Raw genomic sequence first — 23,740 nt, 5'->3', positions numbered from 1 at the left:
ATGGCTCGCCTAAGTGACAGGTGGACCATTTTCTTTTGCAATCACCAACTGTGATTCCAGTACGCTGCCCGCCCTGACAGCGGAAACATTCAGGGCAACCAACCTCCCGAGGTACATCATGGAACCAGACGAAGACGAATTCTTATTCTTCCAGTATGCCGAAGACGACGAGGGCGCATCTACGCTAACCAACATGGACGACGAGCCTGTCATAGAGGATGTGGCCCGCCTACCTGCCGGGCACCCGTATAAGGTCACTAATGGCTGAGGGTTTCGGCGGATGACAGTTCATCACCTCATTAACTCTGATCGCGACGAAGAAACGGTGGAAATCATGCAGGACCTTCTCGCGAAGGCAGAGCGCGGTGAAATACGTGATTTCGTGGTTGTTTGCTCAGTGAATGACGATGAGAGCAACGGCTACCTACGCCATGCGCTATACAAGGATCGCTGGCGGCTTCTGGGCGCGCTTGAGTACGCCAAAGACGCGGTGTTGAAGGAATGAACCTCTCAGCCCGAGATTACGCAATAAGCGCATTCTGCGAGGCAGCGACAAATCAGCTCGACCATAAAATTATGTGGGCAGCAATCACAGCGTCTCTTAGCCCTGATGGGCAGCGGACAAACTGCAAGACGCTAGATGAAGCAGTACAGACTGCTATCCAAGCCGGGGAATGGCTAGATAGGGCAGTGGAAAGCTACCGGGCTTAACCGCAGGTATAAAACGCCTCGTATTGGGGTTTAGCCACCACAGCGATACTAGACGCCTCACAGTTCCTTTTGGCAAGAAACGCATTGGACGCCTGTAGGAAGACGGTCTCAGGGGTATTCACTCCCCCAAAGGTAGCGCCATATGCGGCGGCTTCTCCAATGGACGGCGTAATCATCAAGCGGCCTTCAGCGGGCTTATCAAACACCCGGAACTCCTGACCGTTGTAGGTAAACTGTTGGACCGGCACACCGCTGTAATTATCCAGGGCGTAGTTCAGGCCACCACAGCCAGCTAGCAGAACAGCAATCAAAGCAAATCGTTTCATTTTTAAACCTTCGACTGAATCAACTTTAACGTAAACACGGCGGGGCTGTGTTTAAAGGGGAAACTAGATGAGCAATTCGGCGGGGCCGGGTTCGTCTCTAAACGCGAAACAGGCAAGGTTTGTAGAAGAATACCTGATAGACCTGAACGCAACGCAGGCGGCGATACGGGCAGGATACAGTGAAAAAACAGCACATGTGCAGGGTTCGCGCCTGTTAAGTGATGCTAAGATTCAAGCGGCGATTGCAGAGGCTAAAACTAAGCGGTCGGAGCGCACAGGGATTACCCAAGACCGGGTTCTTGAGGAACTGGCAAAGATTGGGTTTTCGGATTTGCGAAAGGTTATGACTGCAGGCGGCAACCTGATCGACCCGAGAGAGTGGGATGACGAGACGGCAGGGGCCATTGCTTCAGTTGAGATGGTTTCACGCCCAGGTGGGTTAAATGGCGATGGAGAGCGAGAGATTGAGCATGTCGCTAAAATACGTACATGGGACAAGCTCGGTGCCTTGGAGAAATTAGGTAAACATCTCGGCATGTTCCAAGGCGACCAAGGCGGCACCTCGGATGTAGCTGACGCACTCAGAGATATTGCTGACAAGCTACCGGGATGAACATTGCCTTAGAGCGCCAATATGCGCGCTGGTATCCGCTGATCGACATTCCAGAGCAAGTCAGGCTGCGGGATGAACGGGTGCGGTTCAAAGTTGTACCCGCAGGTCGACGGTCAGGAAAGACGGAAAGAGCAAAACGTTTCATAGCCAAGCAGGCCATGAAGAACCCTAACGAACTGTACTTCTGTGCGGCTCCTACTCGGGATCAGGTCAAGAAAATATTCTGGGATGACATGAAGGCCTTCACGCTTTCAACATCTCACAGCAAGAAGCCCAGCGAGAGCGAACTAAAGCTGTTCATGCCGAATGGCTCAGAGATTCACATGATCGGGCTGGATAAGCCACAACGGATTGAGGGCATTCCTTGGACAGGCGGTGTAATCGATGAGATTGCCGACGTTAAAGAGGAAGCGTGGCAGGCCAATATATTGCCTGCGCTTAACACGGTGTCCCCTCTTCGCCCTGACTATCGGGCTTGGTGTTGGCTGATCGGCGTTCCTGATGGCCTTAACCACTATTACGAGATGTACCAATACGCCATCACTTCGGGCGACCCTGAGTGGGCGGCGTATCACTGGAAATCGGCGGAAATTCTACCGCAAGACGTAATCGACGCTGCACAGCGGGTTATGTCAAAACGGCAGTTTCAACAGGAATTCGAAGCCTCCTTTGAGACCGCGACGGGGCGGATTTACGAGGACTACAATAGGCTGAACCACACAGACTCAGTGATTCAGCCCCACGAGCAGCTTTGTTGGATGCACGACCAGAACTTTACCCCGCTGTCCTCGGCGGTTGGGGTTGTGAGAGATGGCGCACTCTATCTGCTGGATGAGATTGTGCTTATTAGTGCTGTTTCCAGGCAATCGGCATTGGAGTTCGTGGAGAAGTTCGAAGGACACGAGAATAAGCGGGTCATGATCTACGGCGACCCAGCGGGCCGCGCGGGAGAAAAGCACGGCCACGCCTCGGACTATACAGAAATCGAAGACGTTCTGCGGTCGAATGGTTGGACATTCCAGCGCCGTGTAGCAAAGGCGCACCCAGCAATAAAAGACCGGCAGAACTCAGTTAGAGCAAAGATTTGTGCAGCGGATGGAACAAGGTCGCTGTTCGTAAATCCCTCTAAGGCAAAGATGGTAGATAAGGGTCTATCGACGGTTCAACTCAAGGAGGGCAGCACCTTCCAAGAGGATGACAGCAACGATGCCCAGCACATCACAACAGCGATTGGCTACATGGTCCACAAGGAATGGCCAATCAACGGCGCGGTACTTGTCGCCGGTATAAGAACGGCGGTTTAGTATGGCGATTGACTATCAGCGCGACGAGTACACATCCGCTCTACCTAAGTGGAACCTCGTCAACGATATGGCCGCAGAGGATAATCTTGCAGGCCACCTGATACCGCTGAATCCGGCTGACACCTCACTAGAGAACAAAGCCCGTAACGAAGCTTACGCAGAGCGGGCCAGCTTCTTTGGGGCAACTGAGTTCACGTTGAAGGGGTTGAACGGGGTAGCCTTCGAGGATGACCCCACGATTGAACTGCCGGGGCAACTGGATTACCTGCTGACTAACGCTAATGGTCAGGGCCTGGACCTGTATCAGCAGATGCAGAACACCACGGCCAACGTGCTTAAAAACGCGCGTTCTGGCCTGTTTGTGACCTACCCGGCCACCGAGGGCGACACATCCCGAGCGGATCAGGAAAGCAACCGTTCTGTGGCTACAATCCACGTGATTGACGCTCAACGGATTATCAATTGGGGCTACACGGCGTTTGGCGCTGAGGTGAAGCTGTCCCTGTTGGTGTTCACCGATACCGTTGAGACCTTCGAGGACTACGAGGTCAAAGAGGAAGAAATCCTCCGTGAGTTGGCACTTGTGGATGGCGTCTATGTTGACCGCAAGTGGCACAAGCCGCCCAAAAGCAACACATGGGAAGTCCTAGAGGAATCTTTCCCCCTGCAAGGCAGCGGGAAACCTTGGGACAGCATCCCGTTTACATTCGTAGGCGCTGAGGACAATTCAGAGCGCATTTCCACACCGCCCCTGTATTCACTGGCAAAACTGAATCGGGACCACTGGCGCACATCAGCAGATCACCGGGAGAGCCTGTGGTTTGCGGGTCAGGTGCAGCCTTGGGCTTCTGCGGTGGATGAGCAGACCTTAGATACGTGGAAGAAAGCGGGCATCTATGTCGGTTCCCGGCAAATGCTCTGTATCCCAGAGGGCGGCACATTCGGATTTGCGCAGTCAGACCCGAACACGGCCAACCGTGACGAACTGGACCGGCTGAAAGAGGAAATGGCGGCTATCGGGGCGCGGTTCATTGAGCCCGGTTCAGCCAATAAAACAGCCCAGCAGGACGCGGGGGAACGCAAGGTTCAGCACTCTATCCTGTCGCTGATCTCGGTCAACGTGGAGGACGCTTATCAGACCGCCTGTGAATGGGCGGCTAACTACATGAACGCAACGGGAGATGTGAACGTAACGCTATCCCGAGAATTCATGGAACCCGAAATGAGCGATGCAGCGCGAACCTACATTATCAACCTGCATGACCGGGGCCTTATTGGTGATGAGGAAATGCTGCCGATCCTGAAGCGGGACAAGCTGATTGACCCGGAAAAGACCGAGGACGAATACAAGGCTGAGGTAAGCGAGCGCGCCGGTAGCTTGGGCGGTGTGACCGATGAAGGCTAGCGAGTTTGCCGGGGAAACGGGGATTAGCGTTGATGTGCAGCGCGACATGCGACGGCGCGGCTTATTCCCTTTCGGCACCAAGAACGAAGCGGGTCACTTTGAATACACGCTGACAGACGTAAATCAGGCGCTAAACGCTGTGTGCCTGAGAAAGTATCTCGGTATGAGCCTGGAAAAGGCGGTTCACTTCTCATCTCAAGGCCGAACACATCAGATTTTGTTGGCTGCGTTGGGTGATTATCAACTTAAGTGAACGGTGTAGCTGATGCCCTCAACTCCTAACATCCTGATAGAGATAGCGACTCGTCATCAAGTCCACCTGGAACGGCTGAAAACAGGCGCACAGGGCGAGTTCGATAGTTTCCTGCGGGCTATGCAGCGGGATATCGTTGCGCAACTCTCCCAGGTCGAGGACTTGGACAGTTTGCGGGGTCGCAGACTAAACCGGCTGTTAAGTGCGGTGCGAGAAACGTTAAAGGCGGGTTTCGGGGATTACGAGGCTGTGTGGCGGCAGCAACTGGCGGATTTGGCCGAATACGAAGGCGGGTTTGAGGTTCGCAGCCTTCAGCGCACGTTCGGGGTAGATTTTACCCTGCCATCACCAACCCAGATGGTAACAGCGGCCTTTTCTCGGCCCTTGTCAGTGCAAGGGATAGACGAAGGGCAATTGCTGCAGTCGTTCTTTGACGGCTGGACCGACAAGACACGTCGCAGGGTAGAGGGGGCTATTCGTCTCTCAGCGGCACAAGGAGAAAGCTTGACGCAAGCCATAAGGCGGCTAAGGGGCACGCGGGCACGTAACTACCGGGACGGCCTGTTTCACGCCACACGGCGCGATATGGCGATGCTGGTTCGTACTTCTATGCAGCACGTCGCTGTTCAGGCCAAAGAAGTGGTCTGGACCAGTAATAAGGACATTATCAAGGGCGTTGAATGGGCGGCTGTTCTGGATGGACGCACAAGCACCATTTGCCGCTCATTGGATGGGCAGGTTTTCCCGGTCGATAAGGGGCCAAGGCCACCTGCACATATAGCCTGCCGGTCGGTGACGGTGCCAAGGGTTCGGGATGGGTTATCCATTCTCGGGCAAGGCGGGAAGCAAACGGCGCGGGGCGCTGACGGGATCGAGCAGGTTCCGGCCAATCAGGACTATTACGCATGGCTGCGCACTCAGCCTGCAGAGTTTCAGGACAGTGTTATCGGACGGGAACGTGGCAAGCTGCTGCGGGATGGTGGGCTATCCGCTGAACGGTTCCGGGCGCTGCAACTGGATAGGAATTTTCGCGCTCTGACATTGGATCAGATGCGGGAACTGGAGCCTGCGGCATTTGCTGCGGCGGGCGTTTAACAGCGGGCAGGGCCTGCACCATCAAAACCAGAGGTAGCGATGACTATTAAGGCAATCCTTGACACGCTTGAAGGCGTGGACGAGGCCACACAGGCTTTCTACACCGAACAAGACGGCAAGCATGTCCTGGATGTGGCTAAATACACAGCAGCGCAGATTGAAGGAGCGACCGGCGGGCTAAAGTCCAAGGTTGACGAGCTGCTGGATGAGAAAAAGAAGGTAGCGGCCAAGGCTAAAGACGCCGAGGAAGCCGCAGTTAAAGCGGCGGAGGAAGCAGCCAAGAAATCCGGCGACGTTGAGGCGTTGGAAAAGTCTTGGGGTGAGAAGCTGACCAAGGCCGTTGAAAGCAAGGACACAGAGATTTCCGACCTGCGCAAAACCGTAGACAGCCTAACCGTTGGGGCGGCTGCAAAGGACATTGCGGCAGAGTTGGCCGTTCAGGGCTCGGCATCGGTGCTGGAACGCATCGTGCGGGATCGCTTGAGCGTGGAAATGACGGAACAAGGCCCGCTTGTACGGGTCAAGGATGCTCAGGGCCAGCCATCAGCGGCGAACCTGGAGGATCTGAAGGCAGAATTGACCAATGATGAGGCGCTGAAGCCTCTGATTGTTGGTTCAAAGGCATCTGGCGGCGGGGCTGCGGGTGCAAACGGCGGGGCCGCAAAACCGAATGGATTGGCTGGGGCGATTACGGCGAAAGTGCCGGGTTTCTCAAGCCTCCCGAAATCGTAACGCAGGCAAACGCCTGAACCATACAGGAGAGCAGTAATGTCTCTTTCCCAGATGCAGGTTTTCGATGATTATATCATGCCTGCGACCATCGTTTCGCTGGACCAGATGATTGACAAGTTCAATGCTGGTTCAGCCGGTGCAATCACTCTTTCTTCGGAAGGAATGACCGGCGACTTTATGCGTGAATCCTTCTTTGCTTCGCTGGCGGCTGCTCAGCGTCGTGTTGACCGTTATGCGGCCCAAGGAGCGGCATCGGCGACTGACCTGACCGAACTGAATCGTTCGAGCGTGAAAATCGCTGGTGGCTTCGGCCCGGTTCGCTACGAGCCGTCGCAGATGACTTGGCTGCAGCGTCCGACACAGCAGGGCGTTCAGGCCGCGTCGACCGCATTTGCTGAACTGCTGCTGCAGGACCAGTTAAACACTGCAATCGCCGCTCTGGTGGCTGCGCTGGAAAACAACGCAGGCGTCACTAACGACGTTTCCGGTTCGGCTGGCATGACCTATGGCGCTGTCAACACAGCACATGCCAAGTTCGGCGATGCGTCGGGCATGATTGTTGCAGACGTCATGACTGGCACGGTTGCGCACAAGTTGATCGGTGACAACCTGACTAACGGCACTCGCCTGTTTGAAGCAAGCAATGTCAACGTCATCGACATTCTTGGTAAAGCCGTCATCGTGACTGACGCCCCGGCACTGTATGAAGCAGGCACACCGAACAAGTCCAAGATCCTTGGTCTGGTTCCAGGTGCGGCTGCAGTGACCAACGCTTCGGATATCATCACCAACGTTGATACCACCAACGGTCAAACCCGCATTGAGACTACGTTCCAGGCTGACTACAGCTTTGCTCTAGGTCTCAAGGGTTACACTTGGGATGAAACCAACGGCGGCAAGTCTCCGACCGATGCTGAACTGGCAACGGGTTCCAATTGGGACAAGGTGGCTCAGTTCGACAAGATGACCGCTGGTGTCATCGCGGTTGCTGACGCGGATCTCTGATCTTCTTGAGGGGCTGGGAAACTGGCCCCTTTCCTAAGATCAGGAGGGAATATGAAAACCCCATTCCACAAGATCAAAATCGCATATGAGCCTCACCCGGTTTCACCCGAGCGCAAGGCTGAACTAAGGGCGCAAGGCTTCCGGATTGTTGATATCCGGTTCAAGCCCAAAACCACACGTCGCAGGAAGGTAAAAGATGGCTCTTGATACAACCATCGGCGGCGCATCGGCTGACAGCTATGCCACATTGGCCGAATATCAGACTTATGCGGCTGCTATGGGTTGGGCGCTGAGTGACGTTTACGCCGATCAGGAGGCTAATCTGCGCCGTGCAGCGGTGATCAATGACGCCGCTTATGTCTGGCTTGGCTATCGTGTGGCATCCACCCAAGCGCTGCAGTGGCCTCGCAACGTGTCGAAATATGTCGACGGATTTGCGGTAGCCGTTGATACAATCCCTGAGCCGGTGAAAAAGGCACAGATGGAAATGGCCTATCTTATCCAGCAGGGGAGTGACCCGGTTGCCGCCGTAGATGGGCGTTCGGTTATGTCAGAGCGCAAGAAAGTGGACGTAATTGAGACCGAAACCACCTATTCCGATGGGTATGCTCAAAAGCACTATCCTGCCGTGGATCGGTTGGTTTTACCCTATAGCACGGGGAAGCTTGGACAATCTGCCGGTTCTGTGCCTATAATGCGGGCGTGAGTGATCGCCATATCATAGACTTAGCGCGCGACCGTGCAGAACGTCCCGACCAGGAGCGCATTGGCGATATATGCGATGAACTGCTCGGACAGCGCTATCTGGGCGAGATTTCAGCCGTTGCAGTGGTTTCCCTACTGAATGGCGGCGGGGTTCACATGGAAGCGTTCCCCGGCATGACAGAACAGCAAAAAATGGCGCTGATTGGCGCTATGGATGCTCTAAAGGCAAAACTCCTGGCTGAATAACGGGGTTCCCATGACATTCTATTCCGAAATGGCGGCTCTGGCCGATGAGATGCTTGTGGAATTCGGCTATGACGCCACTATCCGAGCCACTGATACGGCTAGCGACCCTGTGACGGGCGCTGGGGCCACAGGTGGTGCCACACGAACTGTGCGAGCTGTACAGACGAAAATGGATTACAAGGTGTTTCCTGAATCCTTGGTGCAATCCGGGGATCGGATGTTCTTGTTTAGCGGTCAAGTTGAACAGAATGAGAAACTGGTTGACGGAACGGCAGAGTGGGCGATTGGGCCTGTGATGCACATCAAGCCCGACAATGCGACCCACATTCTGACCAAGGCGCTGGTTCGTGGCTAGTTTCGGCGCTCAACTTAAAGCATGGGCTCAGAAAACAGATAACAAGTTAGAGGACGTTGACAGGGCCTTTAAGCTGGAACTGTTCAACATGGTTGTGCAACGCACCCGCGTTGCAGACCCGTCGACATGGAAACGGCCCGACCCGACCTATTTGGGCGGCACGATGCGGGGCAACTGGCAGGTAACGACAAACGCCCCGGCTGTAGCCTTCCTTGAGGGGAAACGAAACACGGGGTCCGCGCTGGCTGTTGCTGATGCTGGGCGAATAGAGCCGTTCAGCAGCACATGGCTAACCAATAACACGCCATACGTGATGCATTGGGAAGAGGTCGACGCGATGGTCGGAGCCTCAATTGCCGACGCGCGGCGACTACTGGCAAAGGCGGTGCAAGATGCTGGAGATTGAACAGGCGTTTATCAGCGACTTCATTGCACAAGCGTTTGGTCTGCCTATCGCGCATGAGAATGAAGGTTACACCCCGACACCGGGCACGGCATATGTAGAAATCCGCATGTTTCCCAATGAGGAACGGGCAGCGGATCTGAACAGCACCAACGACACCACCGGGTTAATGCAGTTCACGCTCCGCTATCCAGAAGGTGAGGGCGCAATACCCGCCAAGCAAAAGCGGCAGGCAATCCTGGACGCCTATCCTGTCGGGCGCGTTCTGTCCTATTCAGGCCAGCGCGTCACAGTGACAGGCACCGACCCATTCAACGCCTACCCTGATGATGGCTGGTTCAAGGTCATTGGCCGTGTCTTCTATCGCGCAAGCACGCCCCGTTAGCACTTATACTCAAAAAGAAACGTCGCATAGTAAGGTGATATGTCACTAGGCGACGCACCAACGTAGCGCGCATTCGGGCAAACTTCTTTGGCCTGTTCGGTCATTCTTTGTGTCGGGCTCGCTTTTTCTGTCGCAAGCCGGTTTGGCTCAAATGCACCTCTAATTGTGACTGTATCACCATCGAACTGGTGAACCACACCGGGTGTATCCTCGGGAACAGGATATGAGGCAGTACAAGCGGCTAAAGCCACAAAAGGCAAAATAAAAAGTCTGTTCAATTCAATCTCCTGAACAACTCCACACTTCAATGTGGGGGTGAATATCACCTCTATCAATGCCCTTTTCCCGGTCCTTGGGCAAGACCGCGACAAAATAGGAGCCCAAAACAATGGCAACGGGTGACACATATATTGAACTGGGGACTGGCCTAAAAATCGCTACTGGTCGCCCCGCAACTGAAGATCAGGCGGGTTACGGCGCTTTGACATGGACCGACATTGAAGGCGTTATCAGCCTCCCTGAGCGCGGTGACAGTGTCGAGGACGTATCAGAGCCCACACTGAAAGATGGTCGCGTGGAACACTTCAACGGCGCAAAGGACGGCGGTGCGCTGTCCATCCCGATCAAGTACATCGAGGGTGATGCAGGACAGGCAGCGCTTGTCTCTGGCGCAGGGTCGAATACGGTCTATGCGCTGCAAGAAGTGGACAGCGACGGCGCACAGGCTCATTTCTACTATGGGCGCATCCAGTCGGTTATGCGTCGTGAGGCAACACCCAACAGCTTTAAGGGATATAACCTTGTGTTCGCTGTGAACTCGGGCCGCTTTACTGGTACAGAGGAATCGTAAATGGATCTGAGCCGTTATGACGTAACCGCAGCGGCTGGCGCTGGTGCGGATATGCAGGTTAAGCACCCGGCGACTGGCGAGCTGCTGAAGCAGAAGGATGGTGAGCCCTTTACGGTGCGGGTGGTCGGGAACGATGCGCCTAGTGTCCGTGAGGCTTTTCGGGTCATCAAGGAAAAGCAGGCGCAGGGCGAACTTGAGACCGAAGAGGCCGCACAGCATATGGTCGCGGTCTGCATTGTTGGTTGGTCGGGTGAAATGGAAATGGACGGGAAGCCGTTCAAATATTCACCGGAGAACGCGCTGAAACTGGTTAAGGATGAGCGCACAGCCTGGATAGCGGAACAAATCACCCCTTTTGCGCTGCGCCGTCGGAACTTCGTCCAAAACATGAGTTAATCCTTTGGTCGAAGACATTAGGCTTTTGGCACTCACCGTACCCCAAACAGAAGCGAACCCGATGGCAAACATATGAGGCGGCAACAGGGGAGCCGCCCGAATTACCACCGCTTGAGGCCGGGGAATATCTGGCCTCTGCCTTTTCTGAGTGTGGAATGGTTGAAGCGACGGGCAATGGCCCGACGCAACTATCTTGGCAAGAAATCCACGCCTACGCACAAGCAACCAGGGCAATCAAAAGCCGCTGGGAATGCGTAATGATTCACCAAATGTCAGCGGCTTATCTTGAGGGCTACGCCATCGGGAAAGACGAATTTGGTTTTCCACCTTGGGAGCCCGTGAATGGTTGATGTAGCGACACTTGCAATCAACGTCGATACGACGGAATTGCAGGACGGCAAGGCCGACATGGATGGTTTCGCAGCCGCAGGGCAGCGAGCTGAGGCCCAAACGTCAAAGCTGAAATCATCCACCGCTGCGGCTAGTGATGCAGCGCGCCGTGGTCGTACAGATTGGCGTCAGATAGGATTACAGTTCAACCAAGTATCGCAGCAAACGGCGGCAACCGGAAATTTCATGCAGGCGTTAGCGATTCAGATGCCTGATATCCTGTTAGGGTTCGGGTCTATTGGTATCGCTGCCGGTATCGCCGCCCCGGCCATTTTAGGTCTTGGCGCAGCAATGCTTGGCACATCCGGCGACAGCGAAAGGCTTGAAGATGCTCTAAGCGACCTAACAGACGGCATTAACGCCTTCCGCCGGGCTACCCTTGAGGGAGCAGAGCTTGCCGACTACCTAGCGGAACAATTCGGGGTTGTTTCAACAGAGGCCCTAGACCTAGCCGAGCGTATGCAAGATTTGCGCATGGCAGAAGTTCTCATAAATGCCGCAACAGCCGTTGATGAGTTGACCGGAGCGTTCCAAGGGGGGCTGCGTTCAGAATTGGCCCGGCTGGTCGATTTCTTCGAGGACTTTGATTATACTGGCGAACTTGCGGCTGGCACTGCACAGCGTTTTGCGCAGGGTCTGGAACAAATGCGGATAGCCGAAGGGCCGCGCGAGCAACTGGACACCGTTACCAGCCTTGCCGATATGCTGTTAGATGCGGCAGGCAGCGTTGATGAGATGACAGCAGAGCAACGCGAATACTATTCGCTACTTCTGCAAACAGCGCAGCGGTTAAGCCTTGTTGTTTCTCTGACGGATGACGTTGCAGATAATACCGGCAAGGCCGCAGATCAGGCAGGCAGGCTTTCAGACAACTTAATTTCAGCCCTAAATGCTAAAAACCGCATTGATGCAGGCTTTGATTCAGGGGGTAGTGTCGAGGGCGGGAGGGGATCAGTGGTCCCTAGCGCGACAGACGGCATCCTTGCAGGTTTAGGCGGTGAGTTTGTAGACTTCGACAGAGGTGGCGGGCGCAAGTCGCGCGGAGGTGGGGCTGACCGCTTTGAATCCGATCTAGACCGTCTCATGCAACAATTGATGACTGAACGGGAAATCATTGATGAATGGTATCTTGAGGGTCAGGAAATCCTAGCAGACCGACGCGCAACTGAACTTCTTACCCAGGAAGAACATAACGCGGCGAAACTAGCGCTTGAGGCCGAATACAATCAAAGGGTCGGGGATCTTCAGGAAGCCCAAGCCGAGAATGCTAAGAACGCACAGAAAGATGCGACTGCGTCCGGAATAACCTTCCTTAATACGCTCGCTCAGCACTCAAAGGGTGCTGCAATTGCCTTACTGGCGGTTAACACCGGGCTTCGCATTTCTGAGGCCATCCAGAATACCGCTGTTGCGGCAACGCGAGCGCTTGCGGAACTAGGCCCTATTGCTGGCCCGCCTGCTGCGGCTGCGATTAAAACTTACGGTGCTGTACAGGTTGGATTGATTGGCGCAAACGCGGCCTTGCGACTCGGTGGGACTGGTGGTTCTTCTGGTAGCTCCGCCCCATCTTTCAACACTCAAATTCCGTCCTCTGGTCCCGCAGCCCCGGAAGCACCAGAGGTCAGCCGGAACGTGGCGATTCAGCTTGAAGGTAAGATATTCGGGCGGGAACAGGTGGTCGAGCTAATCAATGAAATCAATGACGCCGTTGATGATGGCGCAAAAATCAGGATCGTCTAAATGGCAGTCTTTTTCGAGCCTGGTTACTCGTTACCAAGTGGTGACGAGGCCTTGATTCATGCCCGCATCCTACATGCAAGAAACTGGCTAACGGGCGGTACAGTCACAGCTTCAACCACGGCGACGGGCTACTTTTCAGCCGGACCCACTAACAGCCTGACCTATGAGTTCTGGTCGCCGGGAACGCTGGTTGCAGAAACATGGGAATACGACCACGGGTCATCTGTTGAATGTGACGCCTGCTGCATTGGTGCGCACAACCTATTCACGGCAGGTAGCACTTTGAAAGTGCAATACTTTAGTGGATCGTGGCAGACATTGATTGACGTCACCCCCACCAATGACAGCCCCATCTATGCGATATTCGAGCCCATAACAGCGCAACGTTGGCGTATTGAGGTCAACGGTTCCGCTGTATCGCCGGAGATTGGCGTGATCCGGTTCGGTAAGTCGCTACAAATGCCACGTCCTATTAACAACCCTCATAGGCCGCTGGAATTGGGCCGCAATACCGAAATGCGCACCAACCTTTCGGAGACTGGCGAGTTCTTAGGTCGAACCATCCAACGTAAGTTCCTTGAAACATCTTATGTCTGGAACATTGTCGAAGACACATGGGTATATGCAAATTGGCCGGACGCACAGAAGGCGATCGAGGCGGAGCCATTTTTTATCGCGTGGCGTCCCGGCGATGACCAAGGCGTCGGATACTGCCACACAGACACCGTACCGCAAGCGCAGTACATAGGTCAGGCGAACTTTATGCTCCTTGGACTTCGGAACGTTATGGCGAGGTCTTGGGAATGACCAGCACCACACCGGGACGCGAGGTCGTCCAGATCGTCGAGATTGTCCAACCCTTCTGTCAGCATACGTTCGGCGTGTCGCCTTGTACGGCAACAGGTACGAATGACACCAAGTGCTACAACACCCGCGCAACCTGCCAGGACACGGCAAACTTTTCTCTTGGAACGCCGCTTAGTCTGTTCTTTTCGCGTGGGAATGTTGCGGATCGTGGTGTTGGCGGTGCGCCTTATATAATCCCATCTTTGGTGAGTGTTTCCACGGCACCGACAAAGATAAATATCGCGGTGTCCGACCGTAACTCTCAGGGACTGGGGCAGCGGGCGCTCTGCACCATCGTGTTTCAGGACCATCCACACACGGACAGGCAGGTTGATCCATATGTGGATGGCCGTTCATGGGACCCGATGAGCCATGACCGGGGGTCTTTCTGGTCTCGTTGGTTGGTTCGAAACAAGTACCGACAAAACATCCAAATCAAGGTCTATGAAGGATACGCCGGGCAGACTTTGGCGCAGATGAAAATGCGCCGGTATTTTTTGTCTGAGGTCAGTCAAGTCAGTGCGAAAGGCAGAATTACCATTCGCGGCAAAGATGTTTTGGCCCGGATCGAGGAAAGGAAGGCGCAAGCCCCCAAGGCCAGCCCCGGACTTCTATTTACCGCAATCGACGATACACAAACCAGCTTCAGTGTCGCAAATGCTGTTGCTGCCGATTACCCGGCCTCAGGGACGCTTCGGATCAATGACGAGCTAATGACCTACACGGCGCGCGCCATGAGTAGCGGCAACCTGCAGTTCACCGGAGTGACGCGAGGGACGGACAATTCAACAGCTGATAGTCATGATGTTGATGACGGTGTCCAGGAATGCCTTCGGTATACGACTGAGCCTGTGAATGACCTACTTGAGGATCTACTGACAACTTGGGGAAGCATTGACGGCTCTTGGCTGGATACTGCCAATTGGGCAACCGAGGTGGGCAGTTATCTGTCCTTCTATGACCTCACCGCGCTTATTACAGAGCCGCAATCCGTGGCTAAGTTGGTTTCTGAAATCCAAGAGCAGGCACTTTGTTTCCTGTGGTGGGATGAGCGTGACAGTCTTGTCAAGCTAAAGGCGGTTCGCGGTATTGATGCTCAATTGGATGTACTGACAGATGAGAGTAACATTCTGTCAGGCTCTGTTCAGTTCACAGAGAAGCCAAAGAGTCGAGCCAGCCAAGTTTGGATGTATTACAAGCAGAACGACTACACTGAGGACGAGGACAAGCCGCGCGCCTATAAAAGTCAGTTCGTTATTGCCAACCTAGAGAGCGAGACAGACGAGCTTTATGGCGAACCGTCTATTCGCAAAGTTTTCGGGCGATGGATACCGACTGACGCGCTGGCGCAAAACACAGCATCAAAGATCATCACGCGGTTTGTGGATGTTCCCGCCGAAGTGCGGTTTGAACTCGACGCCAAAGATGGTGACTATTGGGTAGGGGATACACTCGGTATCCAACACCACAAAGACGTTGACCAGTACGGGAACCTAAGAGTTCGAAACTGGACCATTATCAGCGCCGAGGAATACGAGCCGGGTGAGAAAATCCGATACTTGGCAAGCGACACAACGCTGTATGGGCGTATTCACTATGTAATGGCAGCAGGGACGCCGGACTATCCCGGCGCGGCAAGCGCACCTTTCAGAAATTGCTACATAGGCGACAGTTCAGGGCTGCTGTCTGACGGCACGACTTGTGGGCGGGTATCATGACAACTTACACAACAATTCCAAACTCGGACATTGATCAGGATAGTCCTGTTACCCAGCCGCTTTTGACGCTGATGAGGGACAACCCGATTGCGATTACAGAGGGCGCATCAGGAGCCCCACGCATTAGGGACGCCGCGATGGACACAACCCCCACCGACGCAGGCAGGGATTGGGTCAGGGCGCGCTATGCCCTCACACAGCATGACACAATCGGGGTGGTCTGCCTTGCGGTGCGGACAACCGGCAACAGTAACGTCATACAGCCCGGAACAAGTGTTTTGGGATCCGAACTCAAGCCATCTAACGCTGACGGTGATGACATTTCAGGTGTTTCTGCACTCAGCGGTACATGGCGCTTTCTGGGCGCATTCCCAGCCGCGCCCGGTGCTGGACCACGTCGGACAACTCTATTCTTGAGGATCGCTTAAAATGGACTTGTCTAATCTGACCGATGCCGATGTGCGTAACCCTGTCTACAATGCCACAGGTGGCATCGATTGTGAGATCAATCACCCTAAACTGGGGTGGATACCGTTCACAGCGGTAGATGATGACGTGATGCCACATGGGCGTGTAATTCATCAGCATTGCTTGAATGCGAAGCCCGCAAAATATGTCCCTTCGCCAGGAACTATTGAACAGGTAAAGGCAGAGGCCAACCGCCGCATTACTGCCCTTTGCCCTGAGTGGAAACAGCGCAACTTACTGGCTCAGGCTGCGATACTGAACCAAAAACCACAGAACACTTGGACTGCCGCCGAAGCCGCTGCTTGGGCTGACGGTGAGCAGGTTTGGAACGCTATTCAGTTGATTAGAACCAAGTCAAACGAGATTGAGGCGATGAATCCAATCCCGTCAGATGTCTCGGATGATGGGTTGTGGGGGTAATGACGATGTTAGACCAGATTTACGGGGTTTCCTGATATGACCTTCCGTGATGCTTTTGAGGGCGGGCTGCAAAGTGCCCTGAACTGGCTGTTTGTGGCCTTAGTTGGCGGGATTGCCTACGGCATCCGGCGGATATTCACCAACCAGAAACAAATCGAAGCGTTGGAGAAGGCCCTGGAGCATCGGGACCACGAGCGAAAGCGGGACATGGAAGAGGTGCGCGGATCATTCAAGCGCATTGAGGATTCCCAGAAAGAAATGCGGGAAGACATCAGGAACCTGTTTCAGAGGTAATCTCATGAAAAAGCTGCTTGATTTTATCGCCCGGTATGAAAGCCGGGGCGACTACAATATTGTTTGGTCCGGCATCCGAGGTAAACATCGGCCACCTAAACCACTAGTGGCCATGACTATCGGGCAGGTGTTGGCGTGGCAGGATCGGATTGATCCGCTCTATATGAGCGAGGCCGCAGGTCGATATCAAATTATGGAAGACACGTTGAGGGGGTTATACAAGCCCGCTGGCATGTCCACCTCCACTCCATTCAATGAGAAGACACAAGACAATCTTGCGGTCCAATTATTGAAGCGTCGGGGCTTAGATCAGTATATGGCCGGTGAGATTGGGGCTGAAAAGTTTGCCAATTCCTTAGCGCGCGAGTGGGCGTCACTCCCCCTTGTCAACGGCCCAAAGAAAGGTCGCAGTTATTACGCTGGTGACGGTCTGAATAAGGCACATGCGGATGCGGATGAGTTCCTTGAGGTGGTTAAGTCAATCAAGGGCAAAGCAACCTACAAGGTTCTGAAGAACCCGAATAAGACCAACCCCCTCACAGCACTTATCAACGCAATTCTTCAAATCCTCAAAGCGTTAGGGATCACAAAATGACACCTCAAAAGACGCTCAAGCGTGAATACGCCCTTGTGATGATGGTTCTATTGGTCGGCACCTTCGCTGTTGGTCTCATCATGCAGCGCGAGGATGTGACGGACATTGGCCGGTATATGACGCCGTTTGTGTTCGGCTTCAACTTGGCTGCGTTCGGCATGGACGCCTTAGCTAAACAGATCCGGCTCGGATGATGACTTGGCTTCTTGGGACTCGATTGGGGCGATGGGTTTCCGCAGCGTTGGCCGCTTTCGCTGTTGTCTTTACGGCGTTCATCGCGGGCAAGCGTGAAGGCAAACAGGCTCAGAAAACCGAGGGACTAAAGCAATCCCTTGAAACCTCAAACAAAGCACGGGAAAAGCAGGATGACATACGCAAAGCCTCTCCTGATGACGTTGTTCGCCGCCTTGATGGCTGGATGCGTGACGACGACTAAAACCTGCGATTGGGGTTCTCCTATCCGCCCTAGCCGCGCCGATGTTCTGACCGACGGCACAGCCCGCCAAATACTAACACACAACGAAACCGGCGCTGAGCTATGCGGCTGGACACGCTAAACCATCTGTCCAGACTGACACACAACGCCCTGACGGGCCGAAACGAGGCTTGGTGTTCCTACGCCTACCACCACCAGCATAAGCCCTTCTGGGCGCTATGGGTGCGTGTGTTCGGGCGGGAACACTGCCGCAAATCTCACGCACGATACCACTAAGACAGGCTCTGGCCCGCACCTGTGCAACGCTGGCCCAACCCGAAGGGGAAACTTATCATGAAACTTATCGCAGCAACCGCTCTGGCGGCTTTATTGGCATTGCCCGCTTCTGCGGCACCTCACAAGAGACCAGCAGTAATTAACTGTGATGCAACAGATGTGTCGGAAGGCCAACTATCCGAGAAATATAAAGAGGTTGTCATTGCAGAGGGTCGCGATGGGGCTGGGAACGTCATTAAGTTCTGGCTGAACCCGGAAACAAAGACTTGGACGGTCACCGTGGAGTTGGGCAACGACACATGTGGTCTTGCGGCGGGTAAGGATTTTTCACCCCAGAGCTTTAAAGAAGCTGACGGCGACCCGGTATAAGGAATGCCAACCCCAGCAATGACCATAGAGACAATGCGCGAGGCGCTGCGTCTGGTCGAGGAACACGGCAGCATCTCTGCGGCTGCTAGGGCGGCGGATATGCCAAGGGAAACACTGCGCTATCAAGTAAAGAAGGCCCAAGCGGCGGGCCTTCACCTATCAGGTGGCGCTGCTGATGCTATGCGGAGCGCTGGTCTCAACGGAGTTGAAATCAAGGGCGGCTGGCGGCGTATTCAGCGCGAGGACGGCTCGTTTGATACCGTCCGGTGGTCAGCACCAGAAACGGACGCCTCTACTGATGTTCTGGAGCGCATCCGAGATGTATTTTCGGGTCTTCCTGCTGCTGAGCCAACCCCGGCACCACCACACAAGGCAAAAGACCTCCTGACACTTTATCCCATCGCAGACGCGCATATCGGAATGCTGGCTTGGGGTGATGAGGCGGGCGAGAGTTACGATACCGAGAAGGCAACATGCAGGCTGGTCAATTGGCTGGGACAGGCGGTGGAATCTTCGCCATCCTCGGAAACCGCAGTCATTTTGGATATTGGCGACCTGACACATGCAGATGACCAAACCAACCAGACACCACGCTCAAAGCATGTCCTGGATGTGGATACGCGGCACTTTCGCACTATCGACGTCACTGTCTCAGCACTGGTCACTGCAACAAAGCTAGCCCTGAAGAAACACAAGCAGGTTATCGTGCGGATTCTTCCCGGCAACCACAATATGACCAGCTATATGGCCGTCTTGTTCGCATTGGCTGAGCATTTCCGTAATGAGCCACGGGTTGAGGTCCAAAAGGAACCGGGCGAGTTCTTCGCGCATCGGTTCGGCGTCAACATGATATGCGCGCATCACGGCGATAAGGCCAAGGCAGAGCGAATGGTTCTGTTCCTGGCTGACGAGTTTCCCGAAATGTGGGGCGCTACTCGTCATCGCTTTCTTTGGACCGGGCATCTTCACCATCACAAGAGCGCTGATATTGGCGGGGTGCAGTGGGAACAACTTCGCGCCCTGACCGCAAGAGACGCCTACGCACAGAGCCACGCATACTGCGCGCGGGCTCAGCTACAGGCGGTCACGTACCACAAAGACAAGGGCGAGGTTGGCAGAGTGAAGGTAGCAGCATGACAAGATCCGATGTTCTCGACACCGCTAAAGAATACGTCACCAAAGACCGCGCAGCGGACCACGGCGACTTGGGAAACAACTTCAACCGCATCGGGGCGCTGTGGTCGGCGCATCTCGGCGTTACGGTCACGGCTACTGATGTGGCCTTGATGATGACACTGCTGAAGGTGGCTCGCGCGGGCTCAAATCCTGCTCACGCAGACAACTGGATTGATATGGCGGGCTATGCGGCTTGCGGGGGTGAGGTGTCTTGCTAGCCCGCTTTTTTCTCGGCCTTCCTATCTGGCTTGTCTGCACATTCATCCTGACTTGGCCCGTTGTTCCTATCGCGGTGCTGCTGGCTGATAAAGAGGGGCGTTTGCCGCGCCTGTTCCAGTGGTGGGAAACCCATGATGATCTTGGATATGCAGGGCTAGACCAGGAACAGGACGTCAAGGATTTCGCTGACAAATGGGGCAAGCGCATCGGCTTGATCCGCTGGCTCTACCGAAACAAGGCTTACACGCTCCGCTATCGCCTCGGCATCCCGTTTCATGGGTCTGTCCCGGTCACTTGGCGCATTCTTAGCATCAGAGGCTCAATCAAGGATGACGGCTTTTCGTGCCTGTGGGTCCATGTCGAAGCGGGCGGCAAACGGTACTTTGAAATTCAGCCCAGCTATGCCCGAAACGGAAAACGGCTGTATCTGCGGATCGGCTGGAAGGTCGAACCTCTGACGGACGCTAAAGACTACCCGACAGGCTCAACAGGAATGTTCACCGGCATCACGCCACGCCTGAAACGATAACCCCGCGTCGGGGTAAGACGCATCAATCCCTAAAATCAATGGAGGCCAGTATGGCTATTCAATTCTCGGATTCCGTCCGCAATGCAATGCTGGACGCTATTGAAACCGATATCGGAACCACACCGACCCTGGAAATTCGCACGGGCTCAGTCCCCGCAAATTGCGCGGCGGCAGACACTGGCACGGTTCTGGCAACCCTGAACCTGCCCTCTGACTGGATGGCTGCTGCCTCGGGCGGTTCTAAGGCCAAGAACGGCACCTGGGAAGACACCAGCGCAGACGCAACCGGCACGGCAGCGCATTACCGCATCAAGCAGGGCGCGACATGCCACATTCAAGGCACTGTGACGGCGACCAGCGGCGGCGGAGACATTGAGGTTGATAATACCTCGTTTGCAGCGGGCCAGTCTTTCACTGTCACTTCCTATTCCATCAGCCAAGGCAACGGCTAACGGTAGAGACCCCCTCCGAACTCCACTCCCTAGGCCCATGCTGTAGCGGCGCGGGCCTTTCTTACAAAGCATAGGTGCCCCATGTCCCTCTCTCGCTTTCCAGAGGTTATGCCTCTTGCCGTTGACGCATGTATTCAGGTGGCGAACCAAATGCGAAAGGTTCGGGACTCGTTTGGTGATCTTCAACTTTCTGAGTTGGAACGGATTCAGGCTGGCTTGTCTCGGGCTAAGCAATGGTCCTATGAGGCGCTTGTCGAAGGGCAGAAGCAGCCTGCTTCAGCGGAAGTATTCATGTCTGGTCTTGGCGGGCCTGCGACTTTAGCGGCATTCCAGGCGGCTATGGTCGATATAGAGACGAAGGCGGCGGCATGGAACGTCGTTCTTGATGCTCTTTTGGGTAGCCTCTCGGCGTCTGATTTGGTGGTGCTTGAGACTGCGGGAACTCCGCCCCTGACAACCAAGATGATCCGTCACAAAATGATTGTTCCTGGCTCTTTGGTGGACGGTCTACGCATCAGCTCTGCACTAGCCGACCTGATTGCATCCTTTGAATCGGTGGGTGCCAAGTAAATGGCGTGGAGTCCGTCCGACAGTACCGCGTGGTCAAATGTCATTGCTTGGTATGACGGTGACGACAGTGGCACGGTCACAGACACCAGCGGTGCTGTTAGTCAGTGGGATGACAAGAAGAACTCGAACAACCTAACGGTTAGCAACGGCTCACCCACCACAGGCTCCGTGACGATTGGCGGCTTGAATGCCATCGACCTGGATGGCAATGACTCTCTAGTTAAAAGCTCGGCAACAGATATTGGCAATGGCGCACCAGCCATGACCATTATTGGTGTCGTAAAGCTGCGAACGGGATACTCTGGAATTGGTATCGTTGCTGGCTACGGCAATTCGGGCGCAGGGGACGCGTTCAGTTTCGGACAAGAGGGCGGATCGAGCAACCAGGAACTAACCAACCGCATGGGGAATGGCTATGTGGAATCAGACACCACATGGGCCAACAATGAAGAAGTTGTTTTTGTCACTGAAATTCCAGCCTCATCGAACTATTCGAATATAAATTGGTGGCACGACGGCTCAAGCACTGGCGTCACCAACAACAACACGAATTCCCTCAGTTTTGCCGGGACCAAAGAAATTCGCGTCGGCACAAATACTGGCGGCGGCGGTGACTATGCAGATGCTGCTATTGGAGAAATTCTATTCTTCGATGCGGTTCTGTCTCAATCCGAGCGTGAGGAATTCGAAGGCTATCTAGCTCACAAATGGGGGCTAGAGGCAAATCTACCCGCTGCGCACCCTTACAAGTCAGCGCCGCCGTCGTCTGGCATCTCTGGAACGGGTACGGGATCAACCTCATCGACAAGCACAGCCTCTGGTGAGCTTGATCTAAACGGCAGTGGTGCTGGCCCAACAAGCGCAACAGGGGCAGGCGCGGGTAGCGTTTCCGTAACTGGCTCCGGCTCTGTTTCGGTCTCAGCATCCGGCGCGGGTGCTGGTAGCGTCGAGATTACCGCCGCAAGCACAGGCTCAACGTCTTCCGCGGGCTCTGGTGCGGGTACGCTCGGCTCCTCTCCCATCACCGGCACCGGCAGCGGCTCAACCTCCAGCACATCAAGCGGGGCGGGCGTCCTTTCAATCGCGGGGTCGGGCTCTGGCACCACGGACAGCGCAAGCGCAGCAAGTGCCAGCCTGGAAATCAGCGGATCAGGTTCAGGCGCGACCGGCAGCACCGGGGCGGCAAATGCCAACCTTGCGATAACGGGCGCAGGATCGGGCTCGACGGACTCGACCGGGACCGGGGCAGGGACAAGCACCCCGCCAGACATCACCGGCACGGGTACGGGCTCCACGTCGTCAACGTCGGCCTCTACGGCAAAGCTAACGCTGGTTGCATCTGGTTCCGGCAGCACACAGGCCGACAGCGCGGCGACAGGGGCGCTTAGTGTATCCGGCGCAGGGACAGGGCAGGCTAGTGCGTCCAGCGCGGCCACAGGGCGGCTACGGCTCGTCGCGTCCGGTTCGGGGCAAGCCTCAGCGACAGGGGCGGGCTTTGGACAGGATCTAAGCGCTTCGACCACACCAACGGAACGCACATGCGCAATAGACGCAGAGGATAGAAGCCTATCGGTTTCGAGTGAGGCGCGGACGTTGGATATTCCCGAGGAAACCAGAACATTGAGGGCGTCATAATGACAGCAATGATTAAAGACCCGGTTGCAGTGCTAGACTACCTGTTTGATTGGACGGATTGGCTTGCAGGGGATAGCGACACAATCACCGCGCACACTGTCACGGCCACAACTGGCCTAACGTTGGATTCATCCTCCCACACGACAACGCAGGTACGTGCCTGGGTCTCAGGTGGCACAGTCGGCAATCAATACGAGTTGGATTGTCACATCACCACGGCAGCGGGCCGACAGGACAGCCGGAAAATGACCATTACCGTAAACGACAAGTAAGCAGGACTCCCTCAGACTTGCCCCGCCCTAGTGGTGGGGCGTTCTTTTTTGCGTTTTAGGACGTGAACCCTTACCGGCAGTCCGAGGGGGTGGAGGGGTAGGTGGTTTAGTCTGGGTGCCAGCCTTCCCTCGAAAGAGCCTCAGCAATACGCACAGTGACAACCCCAGACGGACCTGAACAATACCAGTCTAAATAGTCACCTTCACCACGTACTGCGGCAATCAAATCTCCTGCGGCTCGAAACGAGTAGCTGGCTGTATCGCCGTCGTCGTGCTTCCAATCCATGTTAGCCAGGGCAGACCACATCTCAGCACACAAATCGTCGTCGTTTTTTAGCCTTTCGCCCAAGCATCTTTTAACTGCCATTTCAAAAAGATCGGACTGGTCAAGTTCGCGACCTGCTGGGATACCTCCAATACCACCAAAACTCGTCATCCTAGTATCTCCTTATCTGTTTCCCGGTTTCTGCCTTTGTTCCCGCTATGTCTTGGGAAATTATAAGGCTAAGTGGTTGAATTCTAATAATCCGCGCAAAATTTAGGTTCTGGCG

General features: G+C 54.9%; 36 protein-coding genes. 33 read left to right on the top strand and 3 right to left on the bottom strand.

The genetic code is table 11. The features are described from left to right. Window positions 1-118: 118 nt before the first annotated feature. Together ACR0DL_RS20955 and ACR0DL_RS20950 are read left to right on the top strand one after the other, a co-directional pair. Window positions 119-268 carry a hypothetical protein gene (locus ACR0DL_RS20955; RefSeq protein WP_480691166.1) on the top strand — a complete coding sequence of 50 codons (150 nt, stop codon included), beginning with the start codon at window positions 119-121 and terminating at the stop codon, window positions 266-268. 66 nt (window positions 269-334) lie between these two features. Then, complete coding sequence (locus ACR0DL_RS20950) at window positions 335-505, top strand: hypothetical protein (RefSeq protein ID WP_480691164.1); 171 nt, start codon at window positions 335-337, stop codon at window positions 503-505. A 202-nt stretch (window positions 506-707) separates the two neighbouring features. Here the strand turns inward: ACR0DL_RS20950 and ACR0DL_RS20945 are convergent, their stop codons facing one another. Continuing rightward, window positions 708-1,037 carry a hypothetical protein gene (locus ACR0DL_RS20945; RefSeq protein WP_480691162.1) on the bottom strand — a complete coding sequence of 110 codons (330 nt, stop codon included), beginning with the start codon at window positions 1,035-1,037 and terminating at the stop codon, window positions 708-710. A gap of 67 nt (window positions 1,038-1,104) precedes the next feature. Here ACR0DL_RS20945 and ACR0DL_RS20940 point away from each other — a divergent pair, with 67 nt between their 5' ends. From ACR0DL_RS20940 to ACR0DL_RS20885, 12 genes are all read left to right on the top strand, one after another. After that, window positions 1,105-1,650 (top strand): terminase small subunit, encoded by a 546-nt coding sequence (locus ACR0DL_RS20940; protein WP_480691160.1) that lies wholly within the window; start codon window positions 1,105-1,107, stop codon window positions 1,648-1,650. Continuing rightward, the gene (locus ACR0DL_RS20935) at window positions 1,647-2,954 is read left to right on the top strand and encodes a terminase large subunit domain-containing protein (RefSeq protein WP_480691158.1); all 1,308 of its coding nucleotides are present in this window, start codon (window positions 1,647-1,649) and stop codon (window positions 2,952-2,954) included. Before ACR0DL_RS20940 ends, ACR0DL_RS20935 begins: the two co-directional genes overlap by 4 nt. Before the next feature lies 1 nt (window position 2,955). Then, window positions 2,956-4,359, top strand: a complete 1,404-nt coding sequence (locus ACR0DL_RS20930) for a DUF4055 domain-containing protein (RefSeq protein ID WP_480691156.1) — start codon at window positions 2,956-2,958, stop codon at window positions 4,357-4,359. Beyond that, on the top strand, window positions 4,349-4,612 hold the full coding sequence (locus ACR0DL_RS20925; RefSeq protein ID WP_480691154.1) for a MerR family transcriptional regulator: 264 nt from the start codon (window positions 4,349-4,351) through the stop codon (window positions 4,610-4,612). The genes ACR0DL_RS20930 and ACR0DL_RS20925 overlap by 11 nt, the downstream gene beginning before the upstream one ends. A gap of 12 nt (window positions 4,613-4,624) precedes the next feature. Beyond that, entirely contained in the window at window positions 4,625-5,707 is a 1,083-nt protein-coding gene (locus ACR0DL_RS20920; RefSeq protein ID WP_480691152.1) for a minor capsid protein, read from the top strand. Window positions 5,708-5,746: 39 nt separating this feature from the next. Next, window positions 5,747-6,439: a hypothetical protein gene (locus tag ACR0DL_RS20915; RefSeq protein ID WP_480691150.1), complete on the top strand. Its 693-nt coding sequence runs from the start codon at window positions 5,747-5,749 to the stop codon at window positions 6,437-6,439. 36 nt (window positions 6,440-6,475) lie between these two features. Next, complete coding sequence (locus ACR0DL_RS20910) at window positions 6,476-7,444, top strand: major capsid protein (protein WP_480691148.1); 969 nt, start codon at window positions 6,476-6,478, stop codon at window positions 7,442-7,444. Window positions 7,445-7,640: 196 nt separating this feature from the next. Continuing rightward, window positions 7,641-8,150 carry a DnaT-like ssDNA-binding protein gene (locus tag ACR0DL_RS20905; RefSeq protein ID WP_480691146.1) on the top strand — a complete coding sequence of 170 codons (510 nt, stop codon included), beginning with the start codon at window positions 7,641-7,643 and terminating at the stop codon, window positions 8,148-8,150. Next, window positions 8,147-8,395 carry a hypothetical protein gene (locus ACR0DL_RS20900; RefSeq protein WP_480691144.1) on the top strand — a complete coding sequence of 83 codons (249 nt, stop codon included), beginning with the start codon at window positions 8,147-8,149 and terminating at the stop codon, window positions 8,393-8,395. Before ACR0DL_RS20905 ends, ACR0DL_RS20900 begins: the two co-directional genes overlap by 4 nt. Before the next feature lie 10 nt (window positions 8,396-8,405). Continuing rightward, window positions 8,406-8,750, top strand: a complete 345-nt coding sequence (locus ACR0DL_RS20895) for a hypothetical protein (protein WP_480691142.1) — start codon at window positions 8,406-8,408, stop codon at window positions 8,748-8,750. A gap of 88 nt (window positions 8,751-8,838) precedes the next feature. Beyond that, window positions 8,839-9,156, top strand: a complete 318-nt coding sequence (locus ACR0DL_RS20890) for a hypothetical protein (RefSeq protein ID WP_480691140.1) — start codon at window positions 8,839-8,841, stop codon at window positions 9,154-9,156. Beyond that, window positions 9,143-9,538: a phage tail terminator-like protein gene (locus tag ACR0DL_RS20885; RefSeq protein ID WP_480691138.1), complete on the top strand. Its 396-nt coding sequence runs from the start codon at window positions 9,143-9,145 to the stop codon at window positions 9,536-9,538. Before ACR0DL_RS20890 ends, ACR0DL_RS20885 begins: the two co-directional genes overlap by 14 nt. On the opposite strand, the gene ACR0DL_RS20880 is transcribed toward ACR0DL_RS20885, so the two are convergent. Continuing rightward, complete coding sequence (locus tag ACR0DL_RS20880) at window positions 9,535-9,816, bottom strand: hypothetical protein (RefSeq protein WP_480691136.1); 282 nt, start codon at window positions 9,814-9,816, stop codon at window positions 9,535-9,537. The genes ACR0DL_RS20885 and ACR0DL_RS20880 overlap by 4 nt on opposite strands. A gap of 110 nt (window positions 9,817-9,926) precedes the next feature. Between ACR0DL_RS20880 and ACR0DL_RS20875 the strand changes: the two genes are divergently transcribed. The 19 genes from ACR0DL_RS20875 to ACR0DL_RS20785 all read left to right on the top strand — a co-directional run bounded on the left by ACR0DL_RS20875 (window position 9,927) and on the right by ACR0DL_RS20785 (window position 23,189). Then, the gene (locus ACR0DL_RS20875) at window positions 9,927-10,388 is read left to right on the top strand and encodes a hypothetical protein (RefSeq protein ID WP_480691134.1); all 462 of its coding nucleotides are present in this window, start codon (window positions 9,927-9,929) and stop codon (window positions 10,386-10,388) included. Beyond that, complete coding sequence (locus ACR0DL_RS20870) at window positions 10,389-10,784, top strand: hypothetical protein (protein WP_480691132.1); 396 nt, start codon at window positions 10,389-10,391, stop codon at window positions 10,782-10,784. After that, window positions 10,718-11,134, top strand: a complete 417-nt coding sequence (locus tag ACR0DL_RS20865; protein WP_480691194.1) for a phage tail assembly chaperone — start codon at window positions 10,718-10,720, stop codon at window positions 11,132-11,134. The genes ACR0DL_RS20870 and ACR0DL_RS20865 overlap by 67 nt, the downstream gene beginning before the upstream one ends. Next, the gene (locus tag ACR0DL_RS20860; protein ID WP_480691130.1) at window positions 11,127-12,914 is read left to right on the top strand and encodes a hypothetical protein; all 1,788 of its coding nucleotides are present in this window, start codon (window positions 11,127-11,129) and stop codon (window positions 12,912-12,914) included. The genes ACR0DL_RS20865 and ACR0DL_RS20860 overlap by 8 nt, the downstream gene beginning before the upstream one ends. After that, window positions 12,915-13,721 carry a hypothetical protein gene (locus tag ACR0DL_RS20855; protein ID WP_480691128.1) on the top strand — a complete coding sequence of 269 codons (807 nt, stop codon included), beginning with the start codon at window positions 12,915-12,917 and terminating at the stop codon, window positions 13,719-13,721. Beyond that, a complete protein-coding gene (locus ACR0DL_RS20850; protein ID WP_480691126.1) occupies window positions 13,718-15,478 on the top strand; it encodes a hypothetical protein in 1,761 nt (586 codons plus the stop codon). The genes ACR0DL_RS20855 and ACR0DL_RS20850 overlap by 4 nt, the downstream gene beginning before the upstream one ends. A gap of 429 nt (window positions 15,479-15,907) precedes the next feature. Further along, entirely contained in the window at window positions 15,908-16,366 is a 459-nt protein-coding gene (locus tag ACR0DL_RS20845; RefSeq protein WP_480691124.1) for a hypothetical protein, read from the top strand. Between the two features lie 36 nt (window positions 16,367-16,402). Beyond that, window positions 16,403-16,660 (top strand): hypothetical protein, encoded by a 258-nt coding sequence (locus ACR0DL_RS20840; RefSeq protein ID WP_480691122.1) that lies wholly within the window; start codon window positions 16,403-16,405, stop codon window positions 16,658-16,660. Between the two features lie 4 nt (window positions 16,661-16,664). Then, the gene (locus ACR0DL_RS20835; RefSeq protein ID WP_480691120.1) at window positions 16,665-17,255 is read left to right on the top strand and encodes a lysozyme family protein; all 591 of its coding nucleotides are present in this window, start codon (window positions 16,665-16,667) and stop codon (window positions 17,253-17,255) included. After that, the gene (locus ACR0DL_RS20830; protein WP_480691118.1) at window positions 17,252-17,449 is read left to right on the top strand and encodes a hypothetical protein; all 198 of its coding nucleotides are present in this window, start codon (window positions 17,252-17,254) and stop codon (window positions 17,447-17,449) included. The genes ACR0DL_RS20835 and ACR0DL_RS20830 overlap by 4 nt, the downstream gene beginning before the upstream one ends. Continuing rightward, the gene (locus ACR0DL_RS20825; protein WP_480691116.1) at window positions 17,446-17,691 is read left to right on the top strand and encodes a hypothetical protein; all 246 of its coding nucleotides are present in this window, start codon (window positions 17,446-17,448) and stop codon (window positions 17,689-17,691) included. Before ACR0DL_RS20830 ends, ACR0DL_RS20825 begins: the two co-directional genes overlap by 4 nt. Before the next feature lie 333 nt (window positions 17,692-18,024). Further along, window positions 18,025-18,336, top strand: coding sequence for a hypothetical protein (locus tag ACR0DL_RS20820; RefSeq protein WP_480691114.1), 312 nt, complete (start codon window positions 18,025-18,027; stop codon window positions 18,334-18,336). Between the two features lie 33 nt (window positions 18,337-18,369). After that, entirely contained in the window at window positions 18,370-19,473 is a 1,104-nt protein-coding gene (locus ACR0DL_RS20815) for a hypothetical protein (protein WP_480691112.1), read from the top strand. After that, the gene (locus tag ACR0DL_RS20810; RefSeq protein ID WP_480691110.1) at window positions 19,470-19,730 is read left to right on the top strand and encodes a DUF6378 domain-containing protein; all 261 of its coding nucleotides are present in this window, start codon (window positions 19,470-19,472) and stop codon (window positions 19,728-19,730) included. Before ACR0DL_RS20815 ends, ACR0DL_RS20810 begins: the two co-directional genes overlap by 4 nt. Further along, window positions 19,724-20,260, top strand: coding sequence for a DUF7338 family protein (locus ACR0DL_RS20805; protein WP_480691108.1), 537 nt, complete (start codon window positions 19,724-19,726; stop codon window positions 20,258-20,260). Before ACR0DL_RS20810 ends, ACR0DL_RS20805 begins: the two co-directional genes overlap by 7 nt. A 50-nt stretch (window positions 20,261-20,310) precedes the next feature. Continuing rightward, on the top strand, window positions 20,311-20,712 hold the full coding sequence (locus ACR0DL_RS20800) for a hypothetical protein (RefSeq protein ID WP_480691106.1): 402 nt from the start codon (window positions 20,311-20,313) through the stop codon (window positions 20,710-20,712). 150 nt (window positions 20,713-20,862) lie between these two features. Continuing rightward, window positions 20,863-21,282 (top strand): hypothetical protein, encoded by a 420-nt coding sequence (locus tag ACR0DL_RS20795; RefSeq protein ID WP_480691104.1) that lies wholly within the window; start codon window positions 20,863-20,865, stop codon window positions 21,280-21,282. Further along, a complete protein-coding gene (locus tag ACR0DL_RS20790; RefSeq protein ID WP_480691102.1) occupies window positions 21,283-22,917 on the top strand; it encodes a hypothetical protein in 1,635 nt (544 codons plus the stop codon). It begins immediately after the preceding gene. After that, complete coding sequence (locus ACR0DL_RS20785; RefSeq protein WP_480691100.1) at window positions 22,917-23,189, top strand: phage fiber-tail adaptor protein; 273 nt, start codon at window positions 22,917-22,919, stop codon at window positions 23,187-23,189. The genes ACR0DL_RS20790 and ACR0DL_RS20785 overlap by 1 nt, the downstream gene beginning before the upstream one ends. A 106-nt stretch (window positions 23,190-23,295) precedes the next feature. Here ACR0DL_RS20785 and ACR0DL_RS20780 read toward each other — a convergent pair whose 3' ends face one another. Continuing rightward, a complete protein-coding gene (locus ACR0DL_RS20780) occupies window positions 23,296-23,625 on the bottom strand; it encodes a hypothetical protein (protein WP_480691098.1) in 330 nt (109 codons plus the stop codon). Window positions 23,626-23,740: the final 115 nt, after the last annotated feature.

It is taken from the genome of Ruegeria sp. BB5 (assembly GCF_056539405.1).
This window is presented reverse-complemented; position numbering and strand designations above follow the sequence as displayed.

Excerpts from the sequence above, each read along its gene's own strand:
- ACR0DL_RS20955 (WP_480691166.1), top strand. The coding sequence starts at position 119 with ATGGAACCAGACGAAGACGAATTCTTATTCTTCCAGTATGCCGAAGAC.
- ACR0DL_RS20950 (WP_480691164.1), top strand. The coding sequence starts at position 335 with ATGCAGGACCTTCTCGCGAAGGCAGAGCGCGGTGAAATACGTGATTTC.
- ACR0DL_RS20945 (WP_480691162.1), bottom strand. The coding sequence starts at position 1,037 with ATGAAACGATTTGCTTTGATTGCTGTTCTGCTAGCTGGCTGTGGTGGC.
- ACR0DL_RS20940 (WP_480691160.1), top strand. The coding sequence starts at position 1,105 with ATGAGCAATTCGGCGGGGCCGGGTTCGTCTCTAAACGCGAAACAGGCA.
- ACR0DL_RS20935 (WP_480691158.1), top strand. The coding sequence starts at position 1,647 with ATGAACATTGCCTTAGAGCGCCAATATGCGCGCTGGTATCCGCTGATC.
- ACR0DL_RS20930 (WP_480691156.1), top strand. The coding sequence starts at position 2,956 with ATGGCGATTGACTATCAGCGCGACGAGTACACATCCGCTCTACCTAAG.
- ACR0DL_RS20925 (WP_480691154.1), top strand. The coding sequence starts at position 4,349 with ATGAAGGCTAGCGAGTTTGCCGGGGAAACGGGGATTAGCGTTGATGTG.
- ACR0DL_RS20920 (WP_480691152.1), top strand. The coding sequence starts at position 4,625 with ATGCCCTCAACTCCTAACATCCTGATAGAGATAGCGACTCGTCATCAA.
- ACR0DL_RS20915 (WP_480691150.1), top strand. The coding sequence starts at position 5,747 with ATGACTATTAAGGCAATCCTTGACACGCTTGAAGGCGTGGACGAGGCC.
- ACR0DL_RS20910 (WP_480691148.1), top strand. The coding sequence starts at position 6,476 with ATGTCTCTTTCCCAGATGCAGGTTTTCGATGATTATATCATGCCTGCG.
- ACR0DL_RS20905 (WP_480691146.1), top strand. The coding sequence starts at position 7,641 with ATGGCTCTTGATACAACCATCGGCGGCGCATCGGCTGACAGCTATGCC.
- ACR0DL_RS20895 (WP_480691142.1), top strand. The coding sequence starts at position 8,406 with ATGACATTCTATTCCGAAATGGCGGCTCTGGCCGATGAGATGCTTGTG.
- ACR0DL_RS20890 (WP_480691140.1), top strand. The coding sequence starts at position 8,839 with ATGGTTGTGCAACGCACCCGCGTTGCAGACCCGTCGACATGGAAACGG.
- ACR0DL_RS20885 (WP_480691138.1), top strand. The coding sequence starts at position 9,143 with ATGCTGGAGATTGAACAGGCGTTTATCAGCGACTTCATTGCACAAGCG.
- ACR0DL_RS20875 (WP_480691134.1), top strand. The coding sequence starts at position 9,927 with ATGGCAACGGGTGACACATATATTGAACTGGGGACTGGCCTAAAAATC.
- ACR0DL_RS20870 (WP_480691132.1), top strand. The coding sequence starts at position 10,389 with ATGGATCTGAGCCGTTATGACGTAACCGCAGCGGCTGGCGCTGGTGCG.
- ACR0DL_RS20860 (WP_480691130.1), top strand. The coding sequence starts at position 11,127 with ATGGTTGATGTAGCGACACTTGCAATCAACGTCGATACGACGGAATTG.
- ACR0DL_RS20855 (WP_480691128.1), top strand. The coding sequence starts at position 12,915 with ATGGCAGTCTTTTTCGAGCCTGGTTACTCGTTACCAAGTGGTGACGAG.
- ACR0DL_RS20850 (WP_480691126.1), top strand. The coding sequence starts at position 13,718 with ATGACCAGCACCACACCGGGACGCGAGGTCGTCCAGATCGTCGAGATT.
- ACR0DL_RS20845 (WP_480691124.1), top strand. The coding sequence starts at position 15,908 with ATGGACTTGTCTAATCTGACCGATGCCGATGTGCGTAACCCTGTCTAC.
- ACR0DL_RS20840 (WP_480691122.1), top strand. The coding sequence starts at position 16,403 with ATGACCTTCCGTGATGCTTTTGAGGGCGGGCTGCAAAGTGCCCTGAAC.
- ACR0DL_RS20835 (WP_480691120.1), top strand. The coding sequence starts at position 16,665 with ATGAAAAAGCTGCTTGATTTTATCGCCCGGTATGAAAGCCGGGGCGAC.
- ACR0DL_RS20830 (WP_480691118.1), top strand. The coding sequence starts at position 17,252 with ATGACACCTCAAAAGACGCTCAAGCGTGAATACGCCCTTGTGATGATG.
- ACR0DL_RS20825 (WP_480691116.1), top strand. The coding sequence starts at position 17,446 with ATGATGACTTGGCTTCTTGGGACTCGATTGGGGCGATGGGTTTCCGCA.
- ACR0DL_RS20820 (WP_480691114.1), top strand. The coding sequence starts at position 18,025 with ATGAAACTTATCGCAGCAACCGCTCTGGCGGCTTTATTGGCATTGCCC.
- ACR0DL_RS20815 (WP_480691112.1), top strand. The coding sequence starts at position 18,370 with ATGCGCGAGGCGCTGCGTCTGGTCGAGGAACACGGCAGCATCTCTGCG.
- ACR0DL_RS20810 (WP_480691110.1), top strand. The coding sequence starts at position 19,470 with ATGACAAGATCCGATGTTCTCGACACCGCTAAAGAATACGTCACCAAA.
- ACR0DL_RS20800 (WP_480691106.1), top strand. The coding sequence starts at position 20,311 with ATGGCTATTCAATTCTCGGATTCCGTCCGCAATGCAATGCTGGACGCT.
- ACR0DL_RS20795 (WP_480691104.1), top strand. The coding sequence starts at position 20,863 with ATGCGAAAGGTTCGGGACTCGTTTGGTGATCTTCAACTTTCTGAGTTG.
- ACR0DL_RS20790 (WP_480691102.1), top strand. The coding sequence starts at position 21,283 with ATGGCGTGGAGTCCGTCCGACAGTACCGCGTGGTCAAATGTCATTGCT.
- ACR0DL_RS20785 (WP_480691100.1), top strand. The coding sequence starts at position 22,917 with ATGACAGCAATGATTAAAGACCCGGTTGCAGTGCTAGACTACCTGTTT.
- ACR0DL_RS20780 (WP_480691098.1), bottom strand. The coding sequence starts at position 23,625 with ATGACGAGTTTTGGTGGTATTGGAGGTATCCCAGCAGGTCGCGAACTT.